We start from the raw sequence: 19,918 nt of genomic DNA, 5'->3' as shown, positions 1-19,918 counted from the left end.
GAACCTGACTGAATACTTCAACACCAGTCCTGCCGCTATAGACCTTTTGGGTATCTCCGCCCCATCACGGAGCGGCTAATCCCTGTTGGCGTCGTAACCCAGACTGGGCCTGGCCGCCTTGTCACCCCCGGCATTCGCTTCCTCGCACTTGTCCTGATCGCCGCCGCAGATGGGGCACTCATCCTTTTCGATCCCCAGGTTGGCGATGCCACCACAGGAGCCGGCGATGGGCTTGCGCCCCATGATCACGCCGATGGACATGCCCAGCACCACCAGCAACATGACGAGAAAAACCAGTACCCAGGTCATTGCTTGTCTCCCGCACCGAACAGCCGATCGAAGGCCGCAGTGCTCTTGGTGATGAATCCCTGATCCTCGCGAATCACCAGAAAGGCGGCGATCCCCTGCCGCTCCGCGAAGACCAGGCCACGCTCGTCGCCGAGCACCATCAGTATGGTGGACAAACCATCCGCCCTGAGCGCCGAAGGATCCACGACCGTCACCGCCGCCAGCCGATGCACGACCGGAGCACCGCTCTGGGGATCCACCGTATGGGAATAGCGTTTGCCGTCCTGCTCGAAGAAATTGCGATAGTCGCCCGAGGTCGAGACCCCATAGCCGTCGAGGGCGATGATCCTCTGCGCGACCCGCTCGTTGTCGTGGGGTGCCTCGATGGCGACCCGCCAGGGCGTACCGTCGGGCTTGCGTCCCTTGGCCTTGAGCTCGCCGGTGATTTCCACCAGGTAGCTGTCCACACCCAGCGCCTCGAGACGGGCGACGACCCGATCGACTGCGTGGCCGGCGGCGATGCTGTTGAAATCCACCTGCACCGGAGCGTCCTTGCACAGCTGCTCGCCATCGATGCGCAGATGCTGGTGCCCCACGCGCTGGCGTGCTGCGGCGATCGCTCCGGCGTCCGGCACCTGCTCGCCGTGACTGTGCGAACCGAAGCCCCAGAGATCGAGCAGGGGACCGACGGTCAGATCCAGCGCCCCGCCGCTCTCCACGGAAAGCCGCTCGCCAGCGGCCACCAGCTCGCGCACGGTGGCGGGCACCGGCGCACAGCTACCTGCCGGCAGGGCATTGAAGCGCTCGATATCGGAGTCGGCACGGTAGGTGGAAAGCTGCCGATCGAGCTCCGCCAGGATCGCCTCGCTCTCGCGTTGCAGATCCTCCTTGGCAGGAGTGCCCCGGCGCTGCACGTATTTCACCGAATAGGTGCTGCCCATGGTCGGGCCGGCAAAACTTTCCACCTGATCAGAAAACATGCAGCCCGCTATCGCGGCCGCCAAGGCGACCACGATAGCGGGCTTCAGCATTGCAGCGACCACACTAGCCGCCGAAGTCGTCAAGCAGGATGTTTTCCCGCTCGACGCCCAGCTCAAGCAGCATCTTGATCACCGCTGCGTTCATCATCGGCGGGCCGCACATGTAGAACTCGCAATCCTCGGGAGCCGGATGGTCCTTCAGGTAGTTCTCGTACAGCACGTTGTGGATGAAGCCGGTCAGTCCGGTCCAGTTGTCCTCGGGCTGCGGATCGGACAGCGCCAGGTGCCACTGGAAGTTCGGGTTCTCCGCCTGCAGCTGATCATACTCCTCGACGTAGAAGGCCTCGCGCATGGAGCGCGCGCCGTACCAGAAGCTCATCTTGCGCGTGGACTTCAGACGCTTGAGCTGGTCGAAGATGTGCGAGCGCATCGGCGCCATGCCGGCACCACCGCCGATGAACACCATCTCGTTGTCGGTATCCTTTGCGAAGAACTCGCCAAAGGGACCGTACACCGTGACCTTGTCGCCCGGCTTGAGGTTGAACACGAAGGAGGACATCTTGCCCGGCGGGATATCGTCGCGGTTCGGCGGCGGCGAGGCGATGCGGATGTTGAACTTGACGAGGCCCTTCTCTTCCGGGTAGTTCGCCATGGAGTAGGCGCGGATCGTCGTCTCGTCCACCTTGGACACGAAGCGCCACATGTTGAACTTGTCCCAGTCGCCGCGGTACTCCTCCTGGATGTCGAAGTCCTTGTAGTTGACCACGTGCGGCGGGCACTCCAGCTGGACGTAGCCGCCCGCGCGGAAGTCCACGCTCTCACCTTCCGGCAGGCGCAGGGTCAGCTCCTTGATGAAGGTGGCGACGTTGGGGTTGGACTCCACCGTGCATTCCCACTTCTTCACGCCGAAGACCTCTTCCGGCACCTCGATCTTCATGTCCTGCTTGACCGGAGTCTGGCAGGACAGGCGCCAGCCTTCCTTGGCCTGGCGGCGGGTGAAGTGCGACTCCTCGGTGGGCAGCATCTCGCCGCCGCCGGACTCGACGACGCACTTGCACTGCGCGCAGGTGCCGCCGCCACCGCAGGCGGAGGACAGGAAGATGTTGTTGGACGCCAGGGTCTGCAGCAGCTTGCCGCCGGCCGGCACGGTAATGGTGCGCTCGCCGTTGATCTCGATGCTCACGTCGCCGCTGGATACCAGCCTGGCGCGGGCGGCGAGAATCATCACCACCAGCGCCAGCACGATGGCGGTGAACATGCCGATGGCGAGGAATATTTCGTAACTCATCTGCTCATCCCGTCCTTACAGCTGTACGCCGGAGAAAGACATGAAGCCCAGGGACATCAGGCCAATGGTGATGAAGGTGATCCCCAGCCCCTGCAGCCCTTCGGGCACGTCGCTGTATTTCAGCTTCTCGCGGATACCGGCGAGCAAGGCGATGGCCAGCGCCCAGGAGAAACCCGAGCCGACGCCGTAGACCACGCTTTCCGGGAAGTTGTAGTCGCGCTCGACCATGAACAGCGAGCCGGCCATGATGGCGCAGTTCACCGTGATCAGCGGCAGGTACACGCCCAGCGCGTTGTAGAGCGAGGGTACGTACTTGTCCAGCAGCATCTCGAGGATCTGCACGATGGCAGCGATCACCCCGATGTAGCTCAGAAAGCCGAGGAAGCTGAGATCGATATCGGGCAGGCCGGCCCAGGCCAGCGCCCCTTCCTTGAGCAGATAGGTATAGAGCAGGTTGTTGGCCGGCACGGTGATGGCTTGGACCACCACGACCGCGATGCCGAGACCGATGGCGGTCTCCACCTTCTTGGAGATGGCGATGAAGGTGCACATGCCGAGGAAGAAGGCCAGTGCCATGTTCTCCACGAACACGGCCTTCACGAACAGGCTGATGTAGTGCTCCATTAGTAAGCCTCCTTGTTCGAGACCTGCGGGGCCAGGCGGTAGGCCGGCTTCTCGACCTGGTCTTTCTTCCAGCTGCGCAGGCCCCAGATGATCAGGCCGATGAGGAAGAACGCCGAGGGCGGCAGCAGCAGCAGACCGTTGGGCAGATACCAGCCGCCGTCGTTGACCACCGGAATGATGGTGAAGCCGAACAGCTTGCCGGCGCCGAACAACTCGCGAAAAACGCCCAGCACGATCAGCATGACGCTGTAGCCCAGACCGTTGCCGATGCCGTCGTAGAACGACAGGACCGGCGGGTTCTGCATGGCAAAGGCTTCGGCACGACCCATCACGATGCAGTTGGTGATGATCAGACCGACGAACACCGAGAGCTGCTTGGACAGCCCGTAGGCGAAGGCCTTGAGCAACTGGTCGACCACGATCACCAGCGAGGCGATGATCACCATCTGCACGATCATGCGGATCGAACTGGGAATCTGGCTGCGGATCATCGAGATGAACATGCTCGAACAGGCCGTCACCAGGGTCAGCCCGATGGACATCACCAGCGCGGTCTTCAGGTTCGAGGTGACTGCCAGCGCCGAACAGATACCGAGGATCTGCAGGCCGATAGGGTTGTTGTTGAAGACCGGATTTAACAGGACTTCCTTGATGGTCGGTTGCGCCATGCTCAGGCCCCCCCATTGCGCAGGTTAGCGATAAACGGACCGAAGCCCTTCTGGCCGAGCCAGAAGCGCAGCAGGTTCTCGACGCCGTTGCTGGTCAGGGTCGCGCCAGCCAGGCCATCGACCTGATGGATTGCTTTCGGACTTTGCGAATCGACGTTGCCCTTGACGATATCCACAGCCAGCTTGCCGTCCTCGTCGAACAGGGCCTTGCCCGGCCACAGGGCCTTCCATTTCGGGTTGTCCACTTCGCCGCCCAGACCGGGAGTCTCGGCGTGCTGGTAGAAGCCCATGCCGACCACGGTGTTCAGGTCGCCCTTGAGCGCCATGAAGCCGTACAGGGTCGACCACAGACCGTAGCCGCGCACCGGCAGGATCAGGGTGTCGAGCTGGCCATCCTTTTCCACCAGATAGACGGTGGCGAAGCGCTCGCGACGCTTGATCGAGGCGATGTCCTGCTCGCCCGGCAGGGCGTCGGACAGTTTGGGGTCCTTGGCCGCCTTGAGCGGATCGAAGGTATTTACGTCCTGCGCATCACTGAAGGTGCCGGACTCCAGGTCCACCACCTTGGCGACGATGCGCTCCTTGTACAGCGCCTTGACCTGCTTGCCGGACAGGTCCGCATCGCCCAGCCCGGCAATCGCCAGGATGCTGCGCTGCTTGTCCAGTTCCTTGTTCTCGACCTGGGTCGACTTCAGCGCCACGGCGGCGCCGGCGACGAACACCGAACACACCAGGCAGACCACGATGGCCACCGCCAGCGTGCGGACGGTGGACTCTTTCTGATTAGACATTGCGTGCCAGCCTCCGCTTGATGTTGGCCTGAACGACGAAGTGGTCGATCAGCGGTGCGCACAGGTTGCCGAACAGGATCGCCAGCATCATGCCCTCGGGGAAGGCCGGGTTGACCACCCGGATCAGTACGACCATCAGCCCGATGAGGATGCCGAACGCCCACTTGCCGGTATTGGTCATGGACGCCGAAACCGGGTCGGTGGCCATGAACAGCATGCCGAAGGCGAAGCCGCCGACGACCAGATGCCAGTACCAGGGCATGGCGAACATGGGGTTGGTGTCGGAGCCGATCAGGTTGAACAGGGTGCTCAGGACCACCATGCCCACCATTACGCCGGCGACGATGCGCCAGGCGGCGATCTTGGTCATCAGCAGTACGGCCCCGCCGATGAAAATGGCCAGGGTGCTGGTCTCGCCGATGGAACCATGCACGGTGCCGAGGAAGGCGTCCATCCAGCTGGCGCCTGCAGCAACCACGCTCTCGATGCCGCCGGCAGCCGCCAGGCTCAGGGCGGTAGCGCCGGCATAACCGTCGACGGCGGTCCACACGCCGTCGCCGGACAGCTGTGCCGGGTAGGCGAAAAACAGGAAGGCACGGCCGACCAGTGCCGGGTTGAGGAAGTTCTTGCCGGTACCACCGAACACTTCCTTGCCGATCACCACGCCGAAGCTGATGCCCAGCGCCACCTGCCAGAGGGGAATGCTCGGCGGCAGGATGAGGGAGAACAGCACCGAGGTGACGAAGAAGCCCTCGTTGACCTCATGCTTGCGTACCGAGGCGAACAGCACTTCCCAGAAGCCGCCGACGATGAAGGTCACCGCGTAGATCGGCAGGAAGTAGGCTGCCCCCTGAACGAAGCAGTCCCACAGGCTGTTCGGGTCGAACCCGGCCAGGGCGCCGGTCAGGGCGAAGCGCCAGCTGTCCTGGGCCGCCAGCAGCTCGGGGCTCTTGGCGAAGATCAGGTTGGCCTGGTAGCCGGTGTTCCACATGCCGAAGAACATTGCCGGAAAGGTGCAGAGCCAGACCAGAATCATCATCCGCTTGAGGTCGATGCCGTCGCGCACATGGGCGGTGGTCTTGGTCACGCTGGCCGGACGGTAGAGGAAGGTGTCGACGGCCTCGTAGAGGGCGTACCACTTCTCGAGCTTGCCGCCCTTCTCGAAATTGTGCTCGATCTTGTCGAGAAACGCTCGGACTCCCATCAATCAACCCTCCTTCTCGATACGGGTGAGGTTGTCCCGGAGAATCGGGCCGTACTCGTACTTGCCGGCACAGACATAGCTGCACAGGGCCAGATCCTCTTCGTCCAGCTCCAGCACGCCGAGCTTCTGCGCCATCTCGGTATCACCGACGATCAGGCTGCGCAGCAGCTGCGTCGGCAGGATGTCCAGCGGCATCACCTCTTCGTAGTTGCCGACCGGCACCATGGCGCGCGGGCTGCCGTTGGTGGTGGTGGAGAGGGCGAAGCGCTTGTCTTCCGCCAGCTTGGAGACGAAGACGTTGAGCAGCGAATGCTTTTCCGTGCCGGCACGCAGGTAGTGCAGCATTTCCCGCTCGTCGCCTTCCTTCAGGCAGGACACCTGCAGGTGGTAGCGACCGAGGTAGGCGAAGGCGCCATGAGCGCTGCGGCCGCCGAACAGCGAGCCGGATACCACGCGGTTGTAGCCAGGCTGCAGCTCGCCGGCGGTCAGCTCGTCGAGACTGGCGCCCAGGCGGGTACGCAGCAGGCGCGGACGCTCGACCACCGGGCCGCCCAGGGCGACGACGCGCTCGACCGACAGCCGGCCGCTGGTGAACAGCTTGCCGACAGCGATCACGTCCTGGTAGTTGATGGTCCAGACGCTCTTGCTGGCGCTGACCGGATCGAGGAAATGGATGTGGGTGCCGGCCAGACCGGCCGGATGCGGACCGGCGAAGGACTCGGCCTGCACCTTGGCCAGCTGCTCGCCGGGCAGGGCGACACGCTCGGCCTTGCACAGGTAGAGCTTGGCCAGATTGCCGAGCACCTTGAGGCCGTTCTCGAAGTCCGCTGCCTGCTCGGCGATGATCACCACAGGATCCGCCGCCAGCGGATGGGTATCGACCGCGTTGACAAAGATCGAGCTGGGCGTCGCATCGACGGCCGGCACGCGACTGAACGGACGGGTACGCAGCGCGGTCCAAAGGCCGGAGCGCAGCAGGTTCTCGCGCACCTGCTCGCTGCTCAGGCTTTCCAGCTGCTCCGGCGCGTACTGGACGAAGGTTTCCTCTTCGTCGCCGTCCAGGTCGATGACCACCGACTGCAGGACGCGCTGCGCGCCACGATGGATGGCACTGACGACACCTGCCCCCGGCGCGGTGTACTGGACACCCGGGGTCTTCTTGTCGCTGAACAGGACCTGACCGAGCTTGACCCGATCGCCAACCTGCACATTCATGGTTGGCTTCATGCCGTGGTAGTCGAAACCTACCACGGCCACGCTGCGAACCGGTCTCGCAGCTTCTATGCGCTGCGTCGGCTCACCCGTTATGGGCAAGTCGAGCCCTCTTTTGATTCTGATCATAGGTTCTAGGCCTAACCCACTGATTTCAAAAAACATTGCAAGACTCAAAAAAGCACAGAGAAGGGACAGTAAACGGCAAGCCGCGACTGTTCCTGCACTTTGCAATCTCAGAATCCAGGAAAAAAATCCGCCCGATTATAAAGATGCCCATGCGGTAATGGCCACCCAAGGGCTTGTTTTTTATGGTTTCTTGAAAGGAAATTTTTCTGCTTCAGCCCTCGAGGCGGCGGCAGGACGGCATGGCAAGCAGATAAGCAAAGCGGGAGCCATGGGCTCCCGCTTTTGCAGCTGACGCAGCGATCAGCGCGGGAAGGCCAGCGGATTGACTCCGGCCATGTCCTCCAGAACGCGCACCACCTGGCAGCTGTAGCCGAACTCGTTGTCGTACCAGACATAGAGCACGACACGGTTGTCGGTGCAGATGGTGGCCTCGGCATCCACCACGCCTGCATGGCGGGAACCGACGAAGTCGGTGGATACCACCTCGGACGAGTTGACGAAGTCGATCTGCTTGTGCAGGTCGGAGAACATCGCCACCTGGCGCAGATACTCGTTGATCTCGTCGCGGCTGGTGGACTTCTCCAGATTCAGATTGAGGATCGCCATGGAGACGTTCGGCGTCGGCACGCGGATCGCGTTGCCGGTCAGCTTGTCCTTCAACTCCGGCAGGGCCTTGGCCGCCGCGGTGGCCGCACCGGTCTCGGTGATCACCATGTTCAGCGGGGCGCTGCGACCGCGACGACTGCCCTTGTGGAAGTTATCGATCAGGTTCTGGTCGTTGGTGTAGGAGTGCACGGTTTCCACGTGACCGTTGACGATGCCGAACCGGTCGTTCACTGCCTTCAGCACCGGCACGATGGCGTTGGTGGTGCAGGAGGCCGCGGAGACGATCTTGTCCTCGTCGGTGATGTCGCGGTGGTTGATGCCGTGCACGATGTTCTTCAGCGCCCCCTTGCCCGGAGCGGTCAGCACCACGCGGGCGGCACCCGGGCACTTCAGGTGCTGGCCGAGGCCCTCGGCATCGCGCCACTTGCCGGTGTTGTCCACCACGATGGCATCCTTGATGCCGTACTGGGTGTAGTCGACGCTGGTCGGATCGTTGGAGTAGATCACCTGGATCAGATTGCCGTTGGCGAGGATGGTGTTGTTTTCCTCGTCCACGGTGATGGTGCCATCGAACGGGCCATGCACCGAGTCGCGACGCAGCAGGCTGGCACGCTTGGCCAGATCGTTGTCGGCCCCCTTGCGCACGACGATGGCACGCAGGCGCAGGCCGTCGCCGCCGCCGGTCTTCTGGATCAGGATGCGCGCCAGCAGGCGACCGATGCGGCCGAAGCCGTACAGCACCACGTCGGTGCCCTTGTGCTGCACGGTGTTCTGCTTGCCGGCAACTTCGGCCAGTTCGTCGCGGACGAACTGCTCGACGGAACGACCGGCGCCGGCCTCCTTGTACTTGCCGACCATCTTGCCCAGGTCGACCGAGGCGGCACCGAGCTTCAGCTCGCTCATGGCCTTGAGGATCGGGAAGGTATCGTGCACCGAGAGCTCGGCTTCATCGCTCTGGCGATGGCGGGCGAAACGATGGGCCTTGAGGATCGCGATGACGGAGCGGTTGATCAGGCTGCGGCCGAAGATCGAGGTCACCACATTATTATTGCGGTAGAGCTGGCCAATCAGCGGGATCATCGCTTCAGCGAGCGCTTCACGGTCAATCCATTCACCAAGACACTGGTCGGGCTTCTGATTCACGGGCGACACCTTCTTACATGTAGGGGCTGATAAAAATGACTACATTATGACCACGCCAGTACAGGCCGGCAATCTGCAGTGGACGAAACACTGACAGCAAAGCATGCGGATAGTTACAATCGACCGGATATCAATTACCCACCGGAGCCAGGCCTCCCCGTGTCTGTACTGCGTCTTCCGAGCCTGCCGGCCGCCGCCGGCAAACAACACTGGGGCAACCTGCCAGGCACGGCGCTCTCCCTGGCGATCGCCGAGGCCGCCAGCGCCGCCAAGCGCTTCACCCTGCTCCTCACCGCCGACAGCCTGAGCGCCGAACGCCTGGAACAGGAGCTGCGCTTCTTCGCCCCGACACTTCCGGTGCTGCAGTTTCCGGACTGGGAAACCCTGCCCTACGACCTCTTCTCGCCCCACCAGGACATCGTCTCGCAGCGCATCGCCAGTCTCTACCGCCTGCCCGAACTGAGCCATGGCGTGCTGGTGGTGCCGATCACCACCGCCCTGTACCGCCTGGCGCCGAAGCCCTTCCTGCTGGGCAGCAGCCTGGTGCTGGACGTCGGCCAGCGGCTCGACGTGGAGCAGATGCGCCAGCGCCTGGAGGCAGCCGGCTACCGCTGCGTGGAAACCGTCTACGAACACGGCGAATTCGCCGTGCGCGGCGCGCTGATCGATCTCTTTCCGATGGGCAGCGAGCGGCCCTACCGCATCGACCTGCTCGACGACGAGATCGAGACCCTGCGCACCTTCGACCCGGAAACCCAGCGCTCGATCGACAAGGTCGACTCGATCCGCCTGTTGCCGGCCCGCGAATTCCCGCTGCGGAAGGAAGCGGTCGCCACCTTCCGCGCCCGCTTCCGCGAGCGCTTCGACGTCGACTTCCGCCGCTGCCCGATCTATCAGGACCTCGCCAGCGGCATCACCCCGGCCGGCATCGAGTACTACCTGCCGCTGTTCTTCGAGGAAACCGCCACCCTCCTCGACTACCTGCCGCCCGCCACCCAGGTATTCTCCCTGCCCGGCATCGAACAGGCCGCCGAGAGCTTCTGGAGCGACGTGCGCAACCGCTACGAGGAGCGCCGCCTCGACCCCGAGCGTCCGCTGCTGCCGCCCGCCGAGCTGTTCCTGCCGGTGGAGGACTGCTTCGCCCGCCTGAAGGACTGGCCGCGGGTGGTCGTCTCGACCGAAGAGCTCGAGCCCGGCGTCGGCCGCGAGCGCCTGCCCGCGCGCCATCTGCCGCCGCTGGCCCTCGACGCCAAGGCCAGCCAGCCGCTGGCGGCCCTGGCCGATTTCCTCGGCGAGTTCCCCGGCCGCGTGCTGTTTGCCGCCGAATCGGCCGGACGCCGCGAGGTCCTGCTGGAGCTGCTCGCGCGCCTGAACCTGCGCCCGCAGAGCGTCGACGGCTGGCCAGGCTTTCTCGCTGCCACGGAGCGCCTGGCCATTGCCATCGCCCCGCTGGACGAGGGCCTGCTGCTCGAGGCGCCGGCCCTGGCGCTGGTTCCCGAAAGCCAGCTGTTCGGCCAGCGGGTGATGCAGCGCCGCCGGCGGGAAAAGGCCCGCGACGGCGGCGACAACGTCATCAAGCACCTCACCGAGCTGCGCGAGGGCGCGCCGGTGGTGCACATCGACCATGGCGTCGGTCGCTACCGCGGTCTGTTCACCCTGGAGGTCGAAGGCCAGGCCGCCGAGTTCCTCATGCTGGAATACGCCGAGGAAGCCAAGCTCTACGTGCCGGTGGCCAACCTGCACCTGATCGCCCGCTACACCGGCAGCGACGACGCCCTGGCGCCGCTGCACCGGCTGGGCTCGGAGCAATGGCAGAAGGCCAAGCGCAAGGCCGCCGAGCAGGTTCGCGACGTCGCCGCCGAACTGCTCGACATCTATGCCCGGCGCGCCGCCCGCACAGGCTTCGCCTTCAGGGATCCGGCCGCCGACTACGCGACCTTCAGCGCCAGCTTTCCCTTCGAGGAAACCCCGGACCAGCAGGCCGCCATCGACGCGGTGCACGCCGACATGCTGGCGCCCAGGCCGATGGACCGCCTGGTCTGCGGCGACGTCGGCTTCGGCAAGACCGAGGTGGCCATGCGTGCCGCCTTCATCGCCGTGCACAGCAGCCGCCAGGTGGCCGTACTGGTGCCCACCACCCTGCTCGCCCAGCAGCACTACAACAGCTTCCGCGACCGCTTCGCCGACTGGCCGGTGAGGGTCGAGGTGATGAGTCGCTTCAAGTCGGCCAAGGACGTCGAGGGCGCCATCGCCGCCCTGGCCGAGGGCAAGATCGACATCGTCATCGGCACCCACAAGCTCCTTCAGGACGACGTCAAGTTCAAGAACCTGGGCCTGGTGATCATTGACGAGGAACACCGCTTCGGCGTGCGCCAGAAGGAACAGTTCAAGGCCCTGCGCAGCGAGGTGGACATCCTCACCCTGACCGCCACGCCGATCCCGCGCACCCTGAACATGGCCGTCGCCGGCATGCGCGACCTGTCGATCATCGCCACCCCGCCGGCGCGCCGGCTGTCGGTGCGCACCTTCGTCATGGAGCAGCAGAACACCCTGATCCGCGAGGCGCTGCTGCGCGAATTGTTGCGCGGCGGCCAGGTCTACTACCTGCACAACGAGGTTAAGACCATCGACAAATGCGCCCGCGAGCTGGCCGAGCTGGTGCCGGAAGCACGCATCGCCATCGGCCACGGACAGATGCGCGAGCGCGAGCTGGAACAGGTGATGAGCGACTTCTACCACAAGCGCTTCAACGTGCTGGTGGCCTCGACCATCATCGAGACCGGCATCGACGTGCCCAGCGCCAACACCATCGTCATCGAGCGCGCCGACAAGTTCGGCCTGGCCCAGCTGCACCAGTTGCGCGGACGGGTCGGACGCAGCCACCACCAGGCCTACGCCTACCTGCTCACCCCGCCGCGCAAGCAGATGACCGAGGACGCGCAGAAGCGCCTGGAAGCCATCGCCGGCGCCCAGGACCTCGGCGCCGGCTTCGTCCTGGCTACCCACGACCTGGAGATCCGCGGCGCCGGCGAGCTGCTCGGCGAGGGCCAGAGCGGGCAGATCCAGGCGGTCGGCTTCAGCCTCTACATGGAAATGCTGGAGCGCGCGGTCAAGGCCATCCGCAAGGGCGAGCAGCCGAACCTCGAGCAGCCGCTGGGCGGCGGCCCGGACATCAACCTGCGGGTGCCGGCGCTGATTCCCGAGGACTACCTGCCGGACGTGCACGCCCGCCTGATCCTCTACAAGCGCATCGCCTCGGCGGCCGACGAGGACGAGCTCAAGGAGCTGCAGGTGGAGATGATCGACCGCTTCGGCCTGCTGCCCGAGCCGGCCAAGCACCTGGTGCGCCTGACCCGGCTGAAGCTGCAGGCGGACAAGCTCGGCATCGCCAAGATCGACGCCGGGCCCCAGGGCGGGCGCATCGAGTTCGCTGCCCATACCTGCGTCGACCCGCTGGTGCTGATCAAGCTGATCCAGAGCCAGCCGAACCGCTACAAGTTCGAAGGCGCCACCCTGCTCAAGTTCCAGATCCCCATGGAGCGCCCGGAAGAACGCTTCAACACCCTCGAGGCGCTGCTCGAGCGCCTGACTCCGCCATCCGCTTAAGGACAGACCCATGCGTGCGCTACGCCTGCTTCCCCTGCTGTTCGCCCTGCTCGCCCCGGCCGCGCTCGCCGAGGGGCTGTACCAGATCGAACTGATCCTGTTCCGCCAACCCGGCGATCCGCTGCCGGCCGGCCAGCCGCCGGCGGAAAACTGGGCCGCCGGCGCGCAGTCCCTCAACGACACGAACCGCCGGACCCCGGCGCTGGAGGAGCAGGCGGCCAAGCTGGCCAAGGCCGAGGGCTACAAGGTGCTGCTGCACCGGGCCTGGCAGCAGCAACTGGGCGGCGCACCGAGCCGGATGGCGCTGAGCAGCGGCAAGGGAAGCCACGGCCACTACCCCATCCAGGGCACGCTGAGCCTGACTCAGGGCCGCTACCTGGACGTCGCGGCGGAGTTCTGGATCAACCGTTTCGACAACACCGGCTTCCTCGCCGGCAGCGAGCGCCTGAAACAGAAGAGCCGCCTGTCCGCTGGCCAGCTCACCTTCCTCGACCACGGCAACCTGGGTCTGCTGATCCTGGTCACGCCGCTCTGACCCATGCCATAAACGAAAAGGACCGCGCGCAGCGGTCCTTTTCGTTTCCAGGCTCTGCGGGTCAGGCTGCCAGCACCCGCCCGAGCACCGCCTTGGCCTTGCCCATGCCCTCGCCGAGGGCGCGCTCGATGTCGGCCATGGTGATCAGCGCGCTGCTCTTGCCCGCCGCCGGATTCACCACCAGCGCCAGACAGGCGTAGGGCAGCCCCAGCTCGCGGGCCAGCACCGCCTCGGGCATGCCGGTCATGCCGACGATGTCGCAACCGTCCCGCTCCAGACGGACGATTTCCGCGGCGGTCTCCAGGCGCGGCCCCTGGGTGCATGCGTAGACCCCGTGCCCGCTGAAGGCACAGCCCTCGGCCAGCAGCGCCGCGATCAGCCGCTGGCGCAGGCCCTCGTCGTAGGGATGGCTGAAGTCCACGTGGGTGACCGCCTCCAGCTCGCCCTCGAAGTAGGTGTGGGCGCGGCCGTAGGTGTAGTCGACCAGCTGGTGCGGCACGCAGAAGTGCCCGGTGCCCATGGCCGCATGGATGCCGCCGACCGCATTGACCGCCAGGATCGCCTCGGCCCCGGCCTGGCGCAGCGCCCAGAGATTGGCCCGGTAGTTGACCTGGTGCGGCGGGATGCGATGCGGATGGCCGTGGCGCGCCAGGAACAGCACTTCGCGGCCGGCGTACTCGCCGCGCAGGATGTCCGCCGAGGGGGCGCCGTAGGGCGTTTCCAGCGACAGGGCCTGCTGGATGCTCAATCCCTCCAGCTGGGTCAGACCGGTGCCGCCGATGATCGCATGGACCGTCATTTCATCTCCTCAATCGATCAGCCGGGCCTCGCGCAGACGCTCGAGCGCGCGCAGCCAGCGTGGGTTCTGCTTGTAGTCGATCCCCGGGAAGGCCCGCCGACGCATGCGTGCCAGGCGGGGTGCCGGCTGCACGCCAAGGCGCTGCAGGGCGGACAGGGCCAGCTCGGCCGCCGCCCGGTCGTTGCACACCAGCCCCATGTCGCAGCCTGCGGCGAGTGCCGCCCCGACCCGCGCCGCCGCGTCGCCGGCCACATGGGCACCGGCCATCGACAGGTCGTCGCTGAACACCACCCCGTCGAAGCCCAGCTCGCCGCGCAGGATGTCCTGCAGCCAGCGGCGGGAGAAGCCGGCCGGTTGCACATCCACCTGCGGAAAGATGACGTGTGCCGGCATCACGGCATCCAGCTGCCCGCGGAGCTGCTGGAAGGGCAGCAGGTCCCGGGTGCGGATCGCCTCGAGACTGCGCTCGTCGGTGGGGATGGCCACATGGGAGTCGGCCTCCGCCCAGCCATGTCCCGGAAAATGCTTGCCGGTGGCGGCCATACCGGCGGCATGCATGCCGCGGATGAAGGCCCCGGCCAGGCGGATGACCGCCTGCGGATCGCCGGCGAAACCGCGCGAGCCGATCACCGCGCTGCGCCCGTGGTTGAGGTCCAGCACCGGAGCGAAACTGAAGTCCAGCCCCGCCGCCAGCACCTCGGTCGCCATCAGCCAGCCGCACGCCTCGGCCAGCCGCTCGGCCTCGTCGTGGCCGGCCAGCGCGCCCATCGCCGGCAGGCGGACGAAGCCCTGGCGCAGGCGCTGCACGCGGCCGCCCTCCTGATCCACGGCGAGCAGCAGGTCGGGACGCACGGCGCGAATCGCCGCACAGAGCTCGCGGACCTGGGCGGGGTGCTCGATATTGCGGGCGAACAGGATCAGGCCGCCCACTTCCGGCTGGCGCAGCAGGCGGCGATCCTCGGCGGTCAGCCAGGTGCCGGCGATGTCCAGCATCAAAGAGCCTTGCATGGAAAATCCTTAAGTGAGATCGGCCGCCGCCCACACGGGGCACGGCGCTTCTTCGATCCGCACGCGGCAGTGCGGGGGCACGCGCGGGTAGAGCTCCAGCAGGTCGGCGTTGCGCAAGCGCACGCAGCCGTGGGAGCGCGGCACCCCCATGGGCTCGCTGTCCGGCATGCCATGGAGATAGATGTAGCGGCGGAAGGTGTCGACCGCCCCCAGCCGGTTGTGCCCGACCTCGCAGCCGCTCAGCCAGAGGATCCGGGTGAGGATCCAGTCGCGGCCGGGAAAGGCCTCGTGCAGCTCGGGCGTCCAGACCTCGCCGGTCCAGCGCCGCCCGCGCAGCACCGCGCCCGCCGGCAACCCCTCGCCGATCCTCGCCCGTACCTGATGCAGCCCGCGCGGCGTGCAGCCGGAACCGGACTGCTCGCCGGGACCGTTCAGGGCAGTGGAAACCGCCAGGCGCAGGACCAGTTGGCCGCCGGCAAAGCCGTACAGCGCCTGATCGGCCAGGGAGATATGGAGAAGATCGAGAGTTTGCATGGGCGGCTAGCTTAGCCGATCGGAACGGTGCCGCCCACCGCCCCGTTAGGGCCAGCCCTTTCAAGGTCTCTTACCTTTCGAGGCCTCGATTACACGGGCCGTAGAGACATGAGCGCGGGCTGCGGCGCTATCGACCCACTCCCGGGTCTTCTTCACCTTGGGGCCACGCTTGCTGGTGGCCACCTGGCCGGGCTTGATGTGCCGTGCCAACTCCAGCAGGCGCTGCGCCAGTGTGCTGGCCGAACCGTCGGCCCACGTGGGCCAGTGCTCCACCGGCAGTGCGACGAGCATCCCCTCGTAACGGCTTCTGACCTGGACTGCCAGGTGGTAGGGGGACGCCTCCCAGCCCTCGGGAAACTGTTCGCGATGGGCCTGTTCGACACTGCGCTTGAGCACGGCCAGGAGGTTGCAGGCCAGCACCGCCACGGCAAACCCCAGCAACGCTGCCCGGGGATGGCCCAGGCTGCGGATCTCGCTCTGCAAGACCGACTCCAGGCGCTGGAACATCCCCTCGATACGCCAGCGCCGACGGTACAGGTCGGCAATCTGCCGGGCGTCGATCGTCGCGGGCAGGTTGCTCCACAGCCAAAGGACGGACTCGCCCGACTCCGTCGGCCGATCCAGGCGCAACTCGATGCGCCGCCAGGGCCCCTGGCCCTCGTCCAGCCGGATGTCCTGCTCAAGCACCTGCCCGGTTTCCACCCTGCCTCGGTCGTGCCAGGGTCCCTCGTGAACGATGCGCGGATGCCTGGCATCCTGGCGCACGATGAAATCGGCCCGGCCCTGCTGGAGCGACTGGAGAATCGTGCGGGTGCAGAAATGCCGGTCGGCCATCCACAGCTGTCCCGGCCGGGCACTGCCCAGTAGCGGCAGGACGCCGGTGCGTTCGCTTTCATAGGCGTCCTCGCAGACCGCCAGATCGGTCACCAGGTCTAGGTCGGGGTCGTAGACCACCAGCGAATGCCCCGGCAGAGCGGCGGCGCGCTGGTTGCGCAGCGGCGCCAGGCGTTTCTCCGAGGCCGGCAGATGATTGCCGTCGATGATGCGCACCTGCCAGCCGGGCAGGCAGGGCGCTGTGCCCAGGGCCGAGACGACCGGCTCCAGGCGCTGGGCGCTGCCCTGGACCAGGGCCCGCAGCAAGGGCGGCTCGGTACGCCTGACCTTGTCGTACAGCGCCGCCAGCGATACGGGCAGGTGGTCCATCTGGCGCGCGGCGGCATGCAGCGAAGGGCGCAATCCCAGGGAAACCAGCGACATCAGCTCGACCACCGTGGAAAACAGCAGCTCGCGTGGATACTGGCGTTGCCGGTGAGTCTCGAACACTTCGTCGATCCAGGCGGCCGGCATCGCCCGTTCCAGCGCCAGACGTGCCATGACGCTGGCCGGTGCCTGCCTCTCGAAGCGCGCCAGAACTGCATCCCACATCGTCTTACCCTCCCGCTTGATCCTCGGGAGAGTTTACGCAAACATCTTGAAAGGGCTGGCGTTAACAGGCCCTAGTCGTCCGCATCGCTCGGAGCGGGGCGGGCCACACTCCTGGCAGGCAGCGCCGCCTTGCCACGCGGCCTGGGCTGGGCACTGGCCAGCTGCGGATCATGCAGGACGCTCTGCGCGCGCATGCCGGCGGCGAGAAAGGGCACCAGCAGACGCAATGCCTGCTCGCTGGAGGTCTGCACCCCGAAGCGCTCCTCGGCGAAGGCCCGCAGCGTATCCATCCCGGACAGGCTGAAGGTCGCCGCGCCGAGCATGAAGTGGGTGCGCCAGAACAGCTCCAGCGGCGGAATCCGCGGCACCGCCACCTGCAGCAGCAGCAGGTAGCGCCGGAAGAGCTTGCCGTAGGTGTCCTCGAGGTAGCGCCGCAGGTGTCCCTGCCCCTGGCTCAGGGCTAGGCCGAGCAGACGCATGAAGATGGCCAGGTCGCTGCCGCTGCGCGGGCGCGCCGACTGCACCTGCGTGATGGTGATCTCCAGCAGCTCCTCGAGGCTCAGGCAGGGCTCCGGAGCGGCCTGACGGCGGTCCAGCTCGCGCTCCAGACAGGCACAGAAAGGGCCGAGGACCCGGGAAAAGACCGCCTCGATGAGCGCATTCTTCGAGCCAAAGTGATAGTTCACCGCCGCCAGATTGACATCGGCCTTGCTGGTGATCAGCCGCAGCGAGGTTTCCGCGAACCCCCGTTCCGCAAACAGCTGCTCCGCAGCATCCAGGATGCGCTCGACAGTTTCCGAGTGGGGCATGCTTCCTCCGGCGGTTGACAACCCTGTCATTTTTAGCCGCCATTGTATTTCAATTCGAACGCCGGACTGAGCAGGGATTGCCGACGTTGCCGTATCGAGAGGTTGCCAGTGAAACGGCACTGTATATAATCCCAGGACCTGGATAAAAAGACAGAGCAGCCTCCATGTCCAAACTGACGCCTCGCCAAGTCGAAATCCTCGCCTTCATCAAGCGTTGTCTGGAGGAGAACGGCTATCCACCGACCCGGGCGGAGATCGCCCGCGAGCTCGGCTTCAAGTCGCCCAATGCGGCGGAAGAGCATCTCAAGGCGATGGCGCGCAAGGGGGCGATCGAAATGACTCCGGGCGCCTCCCGCGGCATCCGCATCCCTGGCGGCGAAGCCGACAGCGAACCGGGCAGCCTGCCCGTCGTCGGCCGGGTCGCGGCCGGCGCACCGATCCTCGCCCAACAGCACATCGAGGAAACCTGCCGGATCAATCCCGACTTCTTCCATCCCCGCGCCGATTACCTGCTGAGGGTGCGCGGCATGAGCATGAAGGATGTCGGCATCTACGATGGCGACCTGCTGGCCGTGCATACCTGTCGCGAGGCGCGCAACGGCCAGATCGTGGTAGCGCGCCTCAACGACGAGGTCACGGTCAAGCGCTTCAAGCGCGAAGGAGACAAGGTCTGGCTGATCGCCGAAAACCCTGAATTCGCCCCGCTCGAGATCGATCTGAACGAGCAGGACCTGATCATCGAAGGATTGAGTGTCGGCGTGATACGCCGCTAGGAGGAACCATGCAGCTCCCGCTCCCGCAGCCGCTGAAACCCTCGCAGCTGATGCTGTTCGAGGCGGCCCCGGCCCGGCCACCGTTCCGCTGCACGAAGGACATGCCCGGATCGCCCCCGGCCCGGGAAGCGGAGCCCTTCAGCGAAGTCAGCCTGCGTGGTGGTGCCGACCAGTGCCTGTTCCTGCTCGCGCCCATGCTGCGCGAGCTGAGTCAGGGGAATGACGGGCGCTGGCTGACCCTGGTGGCGCCCCCCGCCAATCTGAGCCACGGCTGGCTGCGCGAGGCCGGCCTGAACCGCGAGCGGATTCTCCTGCTGCAACCCGCGCGGGAACAGGAGGCCAGCGAGCTGGTCTGCGAAGCCTTGCGCCTGGGACGCAGCCACACGGTGGTCAGCTGGCTGAGCCCGGTGAACCGGTCGACCCGGCAGCGCCTGCTCCAGGCTGCCCGGACCGGCCAGGCACAGAGCCTGAACATCCGCCTGGGCTGAAGCAACAAGCCCGGGACCCGGCCAGATGGTCGCCCATTTCCCCGGATGAAGCCGGATTCAGTGCAGAACCCGCGGCAGCTCATCGCTCTCGAAGTCGCCCTCGGCCAGGCGTCCGGCCATCTGCACCCCCACATTCAGCATGGCCTTGGCCACCTCGATGTGATGGCCCTGCAGAAAGCTCTTCGCGCTTTCGGAAAAGTCGAGGATGACCAGCTCCTCTTCGTCATCGGCGCGACGCAAGGCGATGCGCCCGTCGGGCAGTTCGACAATTTCGAGAAAGGACGTAGGCATGGGGTTCTGCTCTTGGGGAAGGCCGGACATTGTAATGTAACAGTCGGCCCCGGGCACCCCTGGATGGGCCGCCTCGCCCCTCCCCTGCCGGGTCAGCACTCGGTCAGGGACTCGCGAAAGCGCAGCGCCAGTTCCTTGAGCGACTGCCGCCACTGCTCCAGCTGCGCGGCGCTCAAGGCCGGCGCCTCTTCCTCCTCGTCCAGGCTGACCGCCTCGATCAGCGGCAGCCGAGGATCGACCTTGACCTTCTTCGCTGCCTGCGGCGGCTGGAACAGCCGGGCGTATTCGGCCAGCAGCTGCGCCAGCCAGGTTTCCGGCTGGCCGGCCAGCTCCACCAGCTCCGCCAATTCCGGACTGGGCGCCGCGCTCAACAGCTCGGCATTCAGGAAGCGCCCGACCTGCGGCGCTCCGGCCTCGGGCAGGCGATAGAAACCGGCGATCTCATGGCACAGCCCCAGCAGGGCGCCATGCAGGTGGAAGAGCGCCGCCTCGCGCTCCGCCATGGCCTGCGCCTGGGCATTCAGCGCCCGGCCTTCCTCCGCCTGGCGCAGGGAGGTCAGCGCCAGGCCGGCGAAATAGAGCTTCTGGTTGGTACGGGTATACAGCTCGTGGGCCATGACGGCGCCCTCCGGTTCGAGACAGCCACTATACCGGGCCGGGGTGCAAGTATGGACCCGCCGCACGGACGGCACCCTTCGTCTCCGACGGCGGGTGCCC

21 protein-coding genes are annotated in these 19,918 nt (G+C 65.9%); 5 read left to right on the top strand and 16 right to left on the bottom strand.

The window, feature by feature from the left end; genetic code table 11:
• Nucleotides 1-75 precede the first annotated feature (75 nt).
• Genes nqrM through ACG10_RS06010 form a run of 8 tightly spaced genes read right to left on the bottom strand, consistent with a single transcriptional unit; the run spans nucleotide 76 to nucleotide 7,184 of the window.
• Nucleotides 76-309, bottom strand: coding sequence for a (Na+)-NQR maturation NqrM (nqrM, locus tag ACG10_RS06045; protein ID WP_039805441.1), 234 nt, complete (start codon nucleotides 307-309; stop codon nucleotides 76-78).
• Nucleotides 306-1,319 carry an FAD:protein FMN transferase gene (locus ACG10_RS06040; RefSeq protein ID WP_089167525.1) on the bottom strand — a complete coding sequence of 338 codons (1,014 nt, stop codon included), beginning with the start codon at nucleotides 1,317-1,319 and terminating at the stop codon, nucleotides 306-308. Before ACG10_RS06040 ends, nqrM begins: the two co-directional genes overlap by 4 nt.
• Before the next feature lie 13 nt (nucleotides 1,320-1,332).
• The gene (gene nqrF / locus ACG10_RS06035) at nucleotides 1,333-2,556 is read right to left on the bottom strand and encodes an NADH:ubiquinone reductase (Na(+)-transporting) subunit F (protein WP_089167524.1); all 1,224 of its coding nucleotides are present in this window, start codon (nucleotides 2,554-2,556) and stop codon (nucleotides 1,333-1,335) included.
• A gap of 15 nt (nucleotides 2,557-2,571) precedes the next feature.
• Nucleotides 2,572-3,180: an NADH:ubiquinone reductase (Na(+)-transporting) subunit E gene (gene nqrE, locus ACG10_RS06030; RefSeq protein ID WP_089167523.1), complete on the bottom strand. Its 609-nt coding sequence runs from the start codon at nucleotides 3,178-3,180 to the stop codon at nucleotides 2,572-2,574.
• Entirely contained in the window at nucleotides 3,180-3,854 is a 675-nt protein-coding gene (locus ACG10_RS06025) for an NADH:ubiquinone reductase (Na(+)-transporting) subunit D (RefSeq protein ID WP_169531184.1), read from the bottom strand. The genes nqrE and ACG10_RS06025 overlap by 1 nt, the downstream gene beginning before the upstream one ends.
• Nucleotides 3,851-4,639 carry a Na(+)-translocating NADH-quinone reductase subunit C gene (locus tag ACG10_RS06020; RefSeq protein ID WP_089167521.1) on the bottom strand — a complete coding sequence of 263 codons (789 nt, stop codon included), beginning with the start codon at nucleotides 4,637-4,639 and terminating at the stop codon, nucleotides 3,851-3,853. The genes ACG10_RS06025 and ACG10_RS06020 overlap by 4 nt, the downstream gene beginning before the upstream one ends.
• Nucleotides 4,632-5,843, bottom strand: a complete 1,212-nt coding sequence (locus ACG10_RS06015) for an NADH:ubiquinone reductase (Na(+)-transporting) subunit B (protein ID WP_089167520.1) — start codon at nucleotides 5,841-5,843, stop codon at nucleotides 4,632-4,634. Before ACG10_RS06015 ends, ACG10_RS06020 begins: the two co-directional genes overlap by 8 nt.
• A gap of 3 nt (nucleotides 5,844-5,846) precedes the next feature.
• On the bottom strand, nucleotides 5,847-7,184 hold the full coding sequence (locus ACG10_RS06010) for a Na(+)-translocating NADH-quinone reductase subunit A (protein WP_089167519.1): 1,338 nt from the start codon (nucleotides 7,182-7,184) through the stop codon (nucleotides 5,847-5,849).
• Between ACG10_RS06010 and ACG10_RS23560 the strand changes: the two genes are divergently transcribed.
• Nucleotides 7,171-7,476: a hypothetical protein gene (locus tag ACG10_RS23560; RefSeq protein WP_144411559.1), complete on the top strand. Its 306-nt coding sequence runs from the start codon at nucleotides 7,171-7,173 to the stop codon at nucleotides 7,474-7,476. The two genes, ACG10_RS06010 and ACG10_RS23560, sit on opposite strands and share 14 nt — an antisense overlap.
• A gap of 8 nt (nucleotides 7,477-7,484) precedes the next feature.
• On the opposite strand, the gene ACG10_RS06005 is transcribed toward ACG10_RS23560, so the two are convergent.
• Nucleotides 7,485-8,933, bottom strand: coding sequence for a glyceraldehyde-3-phosphate dehydrogenase (locus tag ACG10_RS06005; protein WP_089167518.1), 1,449 nt, complete (start codon nucleotides 8,931-8,933; stop codon nucleotides 7,485-7,487).
• A gap of 159 nt (nucleotides 8,934-9,092) precedes the next feature.
• Between ACG10_RS06005 and mfd the strand changes: the two genes are divergently transcribed.
• Both mfd and ACG10_RS05995 read left to right on the top strand, forming a co-directional pair.
• A complete protein-coding gene (mfd, locus tag ACG10_RS06000) occupies nucleotides 9,093-12,539 on the top strand; it encodes a transcription-repair coupling factor (protein ID WP_089167517.1) in 3,447 nt (1,148 codons plus the stop codon).
• Between the two features lie 10 nt (nucleotides 12,540-12,549).
• Nucleotides 12,550-13,074, top strand: coding sequence for a CsiV family protein (locus tag ACG10_RS05995; protein WP_089167516.1), 525 nt, complete (start codon nucleotides 12,550-12,552; stop codon nucleotides 13,072-13,074).
• A gap of 61 nt (nucleotides 13,075-13,135) precedes the next feature.
• Here the strand turns inward: ACG10_RS05995 and ACG10_RS05990 are convergent, their stop codons facing one another.
• The 5 genes from ACG10_RS05990 to ACG10_RS05970 form a co-directional block, all read right to left on the bottom strand.
• Nucleotides 13,136-13,873: an S-methyl-5'-thioinosine phosphorylase gene (locus ACG10_RS05990; protein ID WP_039805464.1), complete on the bottom strand. Its 738-nt coding sequence runs from the start codon at nucleotides 13,871-13,873 to the stop codon at nucleotides 13,136-13,138.
• A 9-nt stretch (nucleotides 13,874-13,882) separates the two neighbouring features.
• A complete protein-coding gene (nagZ, locus tag ACG10_RS05985) occupies nucleotides 13,883-14,881 on the bottom strand; it encodes a beta-N-acetylhexosaminidase (RefSeq protein ID WP_089167515.1) in 999 nt (332 codons plus the stop codon).
• 9 nt (nucleotides 14,882-14,890) lie between these two features.
• Nucleotides 14,891-15,415, bottom strand: coding sequence for a L,D-transpeptidase (locus tag ACG10_RS05980; RefSeq protein ID WP_089167514.1), 525 nt, complete (start codon nucleotides 15,413-15,415; stop codon nucleotides 14,891-14,893).
• A gap of 60 nt (nucleotides 15,416-15,475) precedes the next feature.
• A complete protein-coding gene (locus tag ACG10_RS05975) occupies nucleotides 15,476-16,789 on the bottom strand; it encodes an IS4 family transposase (protein ID WP_089169798.1) in 1,314 nt (437 codons plus the stop codon).
• A gap of 122 nt (nucleotides 16,790-16,911) precedes the next feature.
• Entirely contained in the window at nucleotides 16,912-17,649 is a 738-nt protein-coding gene (locus tag ACG10_RS05970) for a TetR/AcrR family transcriptional regulator (protein ID WP_089167513.1), read from the bottom strand.
• 164 nt (nucleotides 17,650-17,813) lie between these two features.
• Here ACG10_RS05970 and lexA point away from each other — a divergent pair, with 164 nt between their 5' ends.
• Together lexA and sulA are read left to right on the top strand one after the other, a co-directional pair.
• Nucleotides 17,814-18,422 (top strand): transcriptional repressor LexA, encoded by a 609-nt coding sequence (lexA, locus tag ACG10_RS05965; protein WP_089167512.1) that lies wholly within the window; start codon nucleotides 17,814-17,816, stop codon nucleotides 18,420-18,422.
• A gap of 8 nt (nucleotides 18,423-18,430) precedes the next feature.
• Entirely contained in the window at nucleotides 18,431-18,910 is a 480-nt protein-coding gene (sulA, locus tag ACG10_RS05960) for an SOS-induced cell division inhibitor SulA (protein WP_089167511.1), read from the top strand.
• Nucleotides 18,911-18,967: 57 nt separating this feature from the next.
• Here the strand turns inward: sulA and ACG10_RS05955 are convergent, their stop codons facing one another.
• Together ACG10_RS05955 and ACG10_RS05950 are read right to left on the bottom strand one after the other, a co-directional pair.
• Nucleotides 18,968-19,201, bottom strand: coding sequence for a hypothetical protein (locus ACG10_RS05955; RefSeq protein WP_012700084.1), 234 nt, complete (start codon nucleotides 19,199-19,201; stop codon nucleotides 18,968-18,970).
• A gap of 92 nt (nucleotides 19,202-19,293) precedes the next feature.
• Nucleotides 19,294-19,818 carry a DUF6586 family protein gene (locus tag ACG10_RS05950; protein ID WP_089167510.1) on the bottom strand — a complete coding sequence of 175 codons (525 nt, stop codon included), beginning with the start codon at nucleotides 19,816-19,818 and terminating at the stop codon, nucleotides 19,294-19,296.
• Between the last annotated feature and the right edge of the window lie 100 nt (nucleotides 19,819-19,918).

It is taken from the genome of Azotobacter chroococcum, assembly GCF_002220155.1.
GTDB classification, from domain to species: Bacteria; Pseudomonadota; Gammaproteobacteria; order Pseudomonadales; family Pseudomonadaceae; genus Azotobacter; species Azotobacter chroococcum.
Note: the sequence above shows the minus strand (reverse complement) of the source record. Positions and strands in the feature narration are given on the sequence as shown.

Excerpts from the sequence above, each read along its gene's own strand:
- nqrM (WP_039805441.1), bottom strand. The coding sequence starts at position 309 with ATGACCTGGGTACTGGTTTTTCTCGTCATGTTGCTGGTGGTGCTGGGC.
- ACG10_RS06040 (WP_089167525.1), bottom strand. The coding sequence starts at position 1,319 with ATGCTGAAGCCCGCTATCGTGGTCGCCTTGGCGGCCGCGATAGCGGGC.
- nqrF (WP_089167524.1), bottom strand. The coding sequence starts at position 2,556 with ATGAGTTACGAAATATTCCTCGCCATCGGCATGTTCACCGCCATCGTG.
- nqrE (WP_089167523.1), bottom strand. The coding sequence starts at position 3,180 with ATGGAGCACTACATCAGCCTGTTCGTGAAGGCCGTGTTCGTGGAGAAC.
- ACG10_RS06020 (WP_089167521.1), bottom strand. The coding sequence starts at position 4,639 with ATGTCTAATCAGAAAGAGTCCACCGTCCGCACGCTGGCGGTGGCCATC.
- ACG10_RS06015 (WP_089167520.1), bottom strand. The coding sequence starts at position 5,843 with ATGGGAGTCCGAGCGTTTCTCGACAAGATCGAGCACAATTTCGAGAAG.
- ACG10_RS06010 (WP_089167519.1), bottom strand. The coding sequence starts at position 7,184 with ATGATCAGAATCAAAAGAGGGCTCGACTTGCCCATAACGGGTGAGCCG.
- ACG10_RS05995 (WP_089167516.1), top strand. The coding sequence starts at position 12,550 with ATGCGTGCGCTACGCCTGCTTCCCCTGCTGTTCGCCCTGCTCGCCCCG.
- ACG10_RS05990 (WP_039805464.1), bottom strand. The coding sequence starts at position 13,873 with ATGACGGTCCATGCGATCATCGGCGGCACCGGTCTGACCCAGCTGGAG.
- nagZ (WP_089167515.1), bottom strand. The coding sequence starts at position 14,881 with ATGCAAGGCTCTTTGATGCTGGACATCGCCGGCACCTGGCTGACCGCC.
- ACG10_RS05980 (WP_089167514.1), bottom strand. The coding sequence starts at position 15,415 with ATGCAAACTCTCGATCTTCTCCATATCTCCCTGGCCGATCAGGCGCTG.
- ACG10_RS05975 (WP_089169798.1), bottom strand. The coding sequence starts at position 16,789 with ATGGCACGTCTGGCGCTGGAACGGGCGATGCCGGCCGCCTGGATCGAC.
- ACG10_RS05970 (WP_089167513.1), bottom strand. The coding sequence starts at position 17,649 with ATGCCCCACTCGGAAACTGTCGAGCGCATCCTGGATGCTGCGGAGCAG.
- lexA (WP_089167512.1), top strand. The coding sequence starts at position 17,814 with ATGTCCAAACTGACGCCTCGCCAAGTCGAAATCCTCGCCTTCATCAAG.
- sulA (WP_089167511.1), top strand. The coding sequence starts at position 18,431 with ATGCAGCTCCCGCTCCCGCAGCCGCTGAAACCCTCGCAGCTGATGCTG.
- ACG10_RS05955 (WP_012700084.1), bottom strand. The coding sequence starts at position 19,201 with ATGCCTACGTCCTTTCTCGAAATTGTCGAACTGCCCGACGGGCGCATC.
- ACG10_RS05950 (WP_089167510.1), bottom strand. The coding sequence starts at position 19,818 with ATGGCCCACGAGCTGTATACCCGTACCAACCAGAAGCTCTATTTCGCC.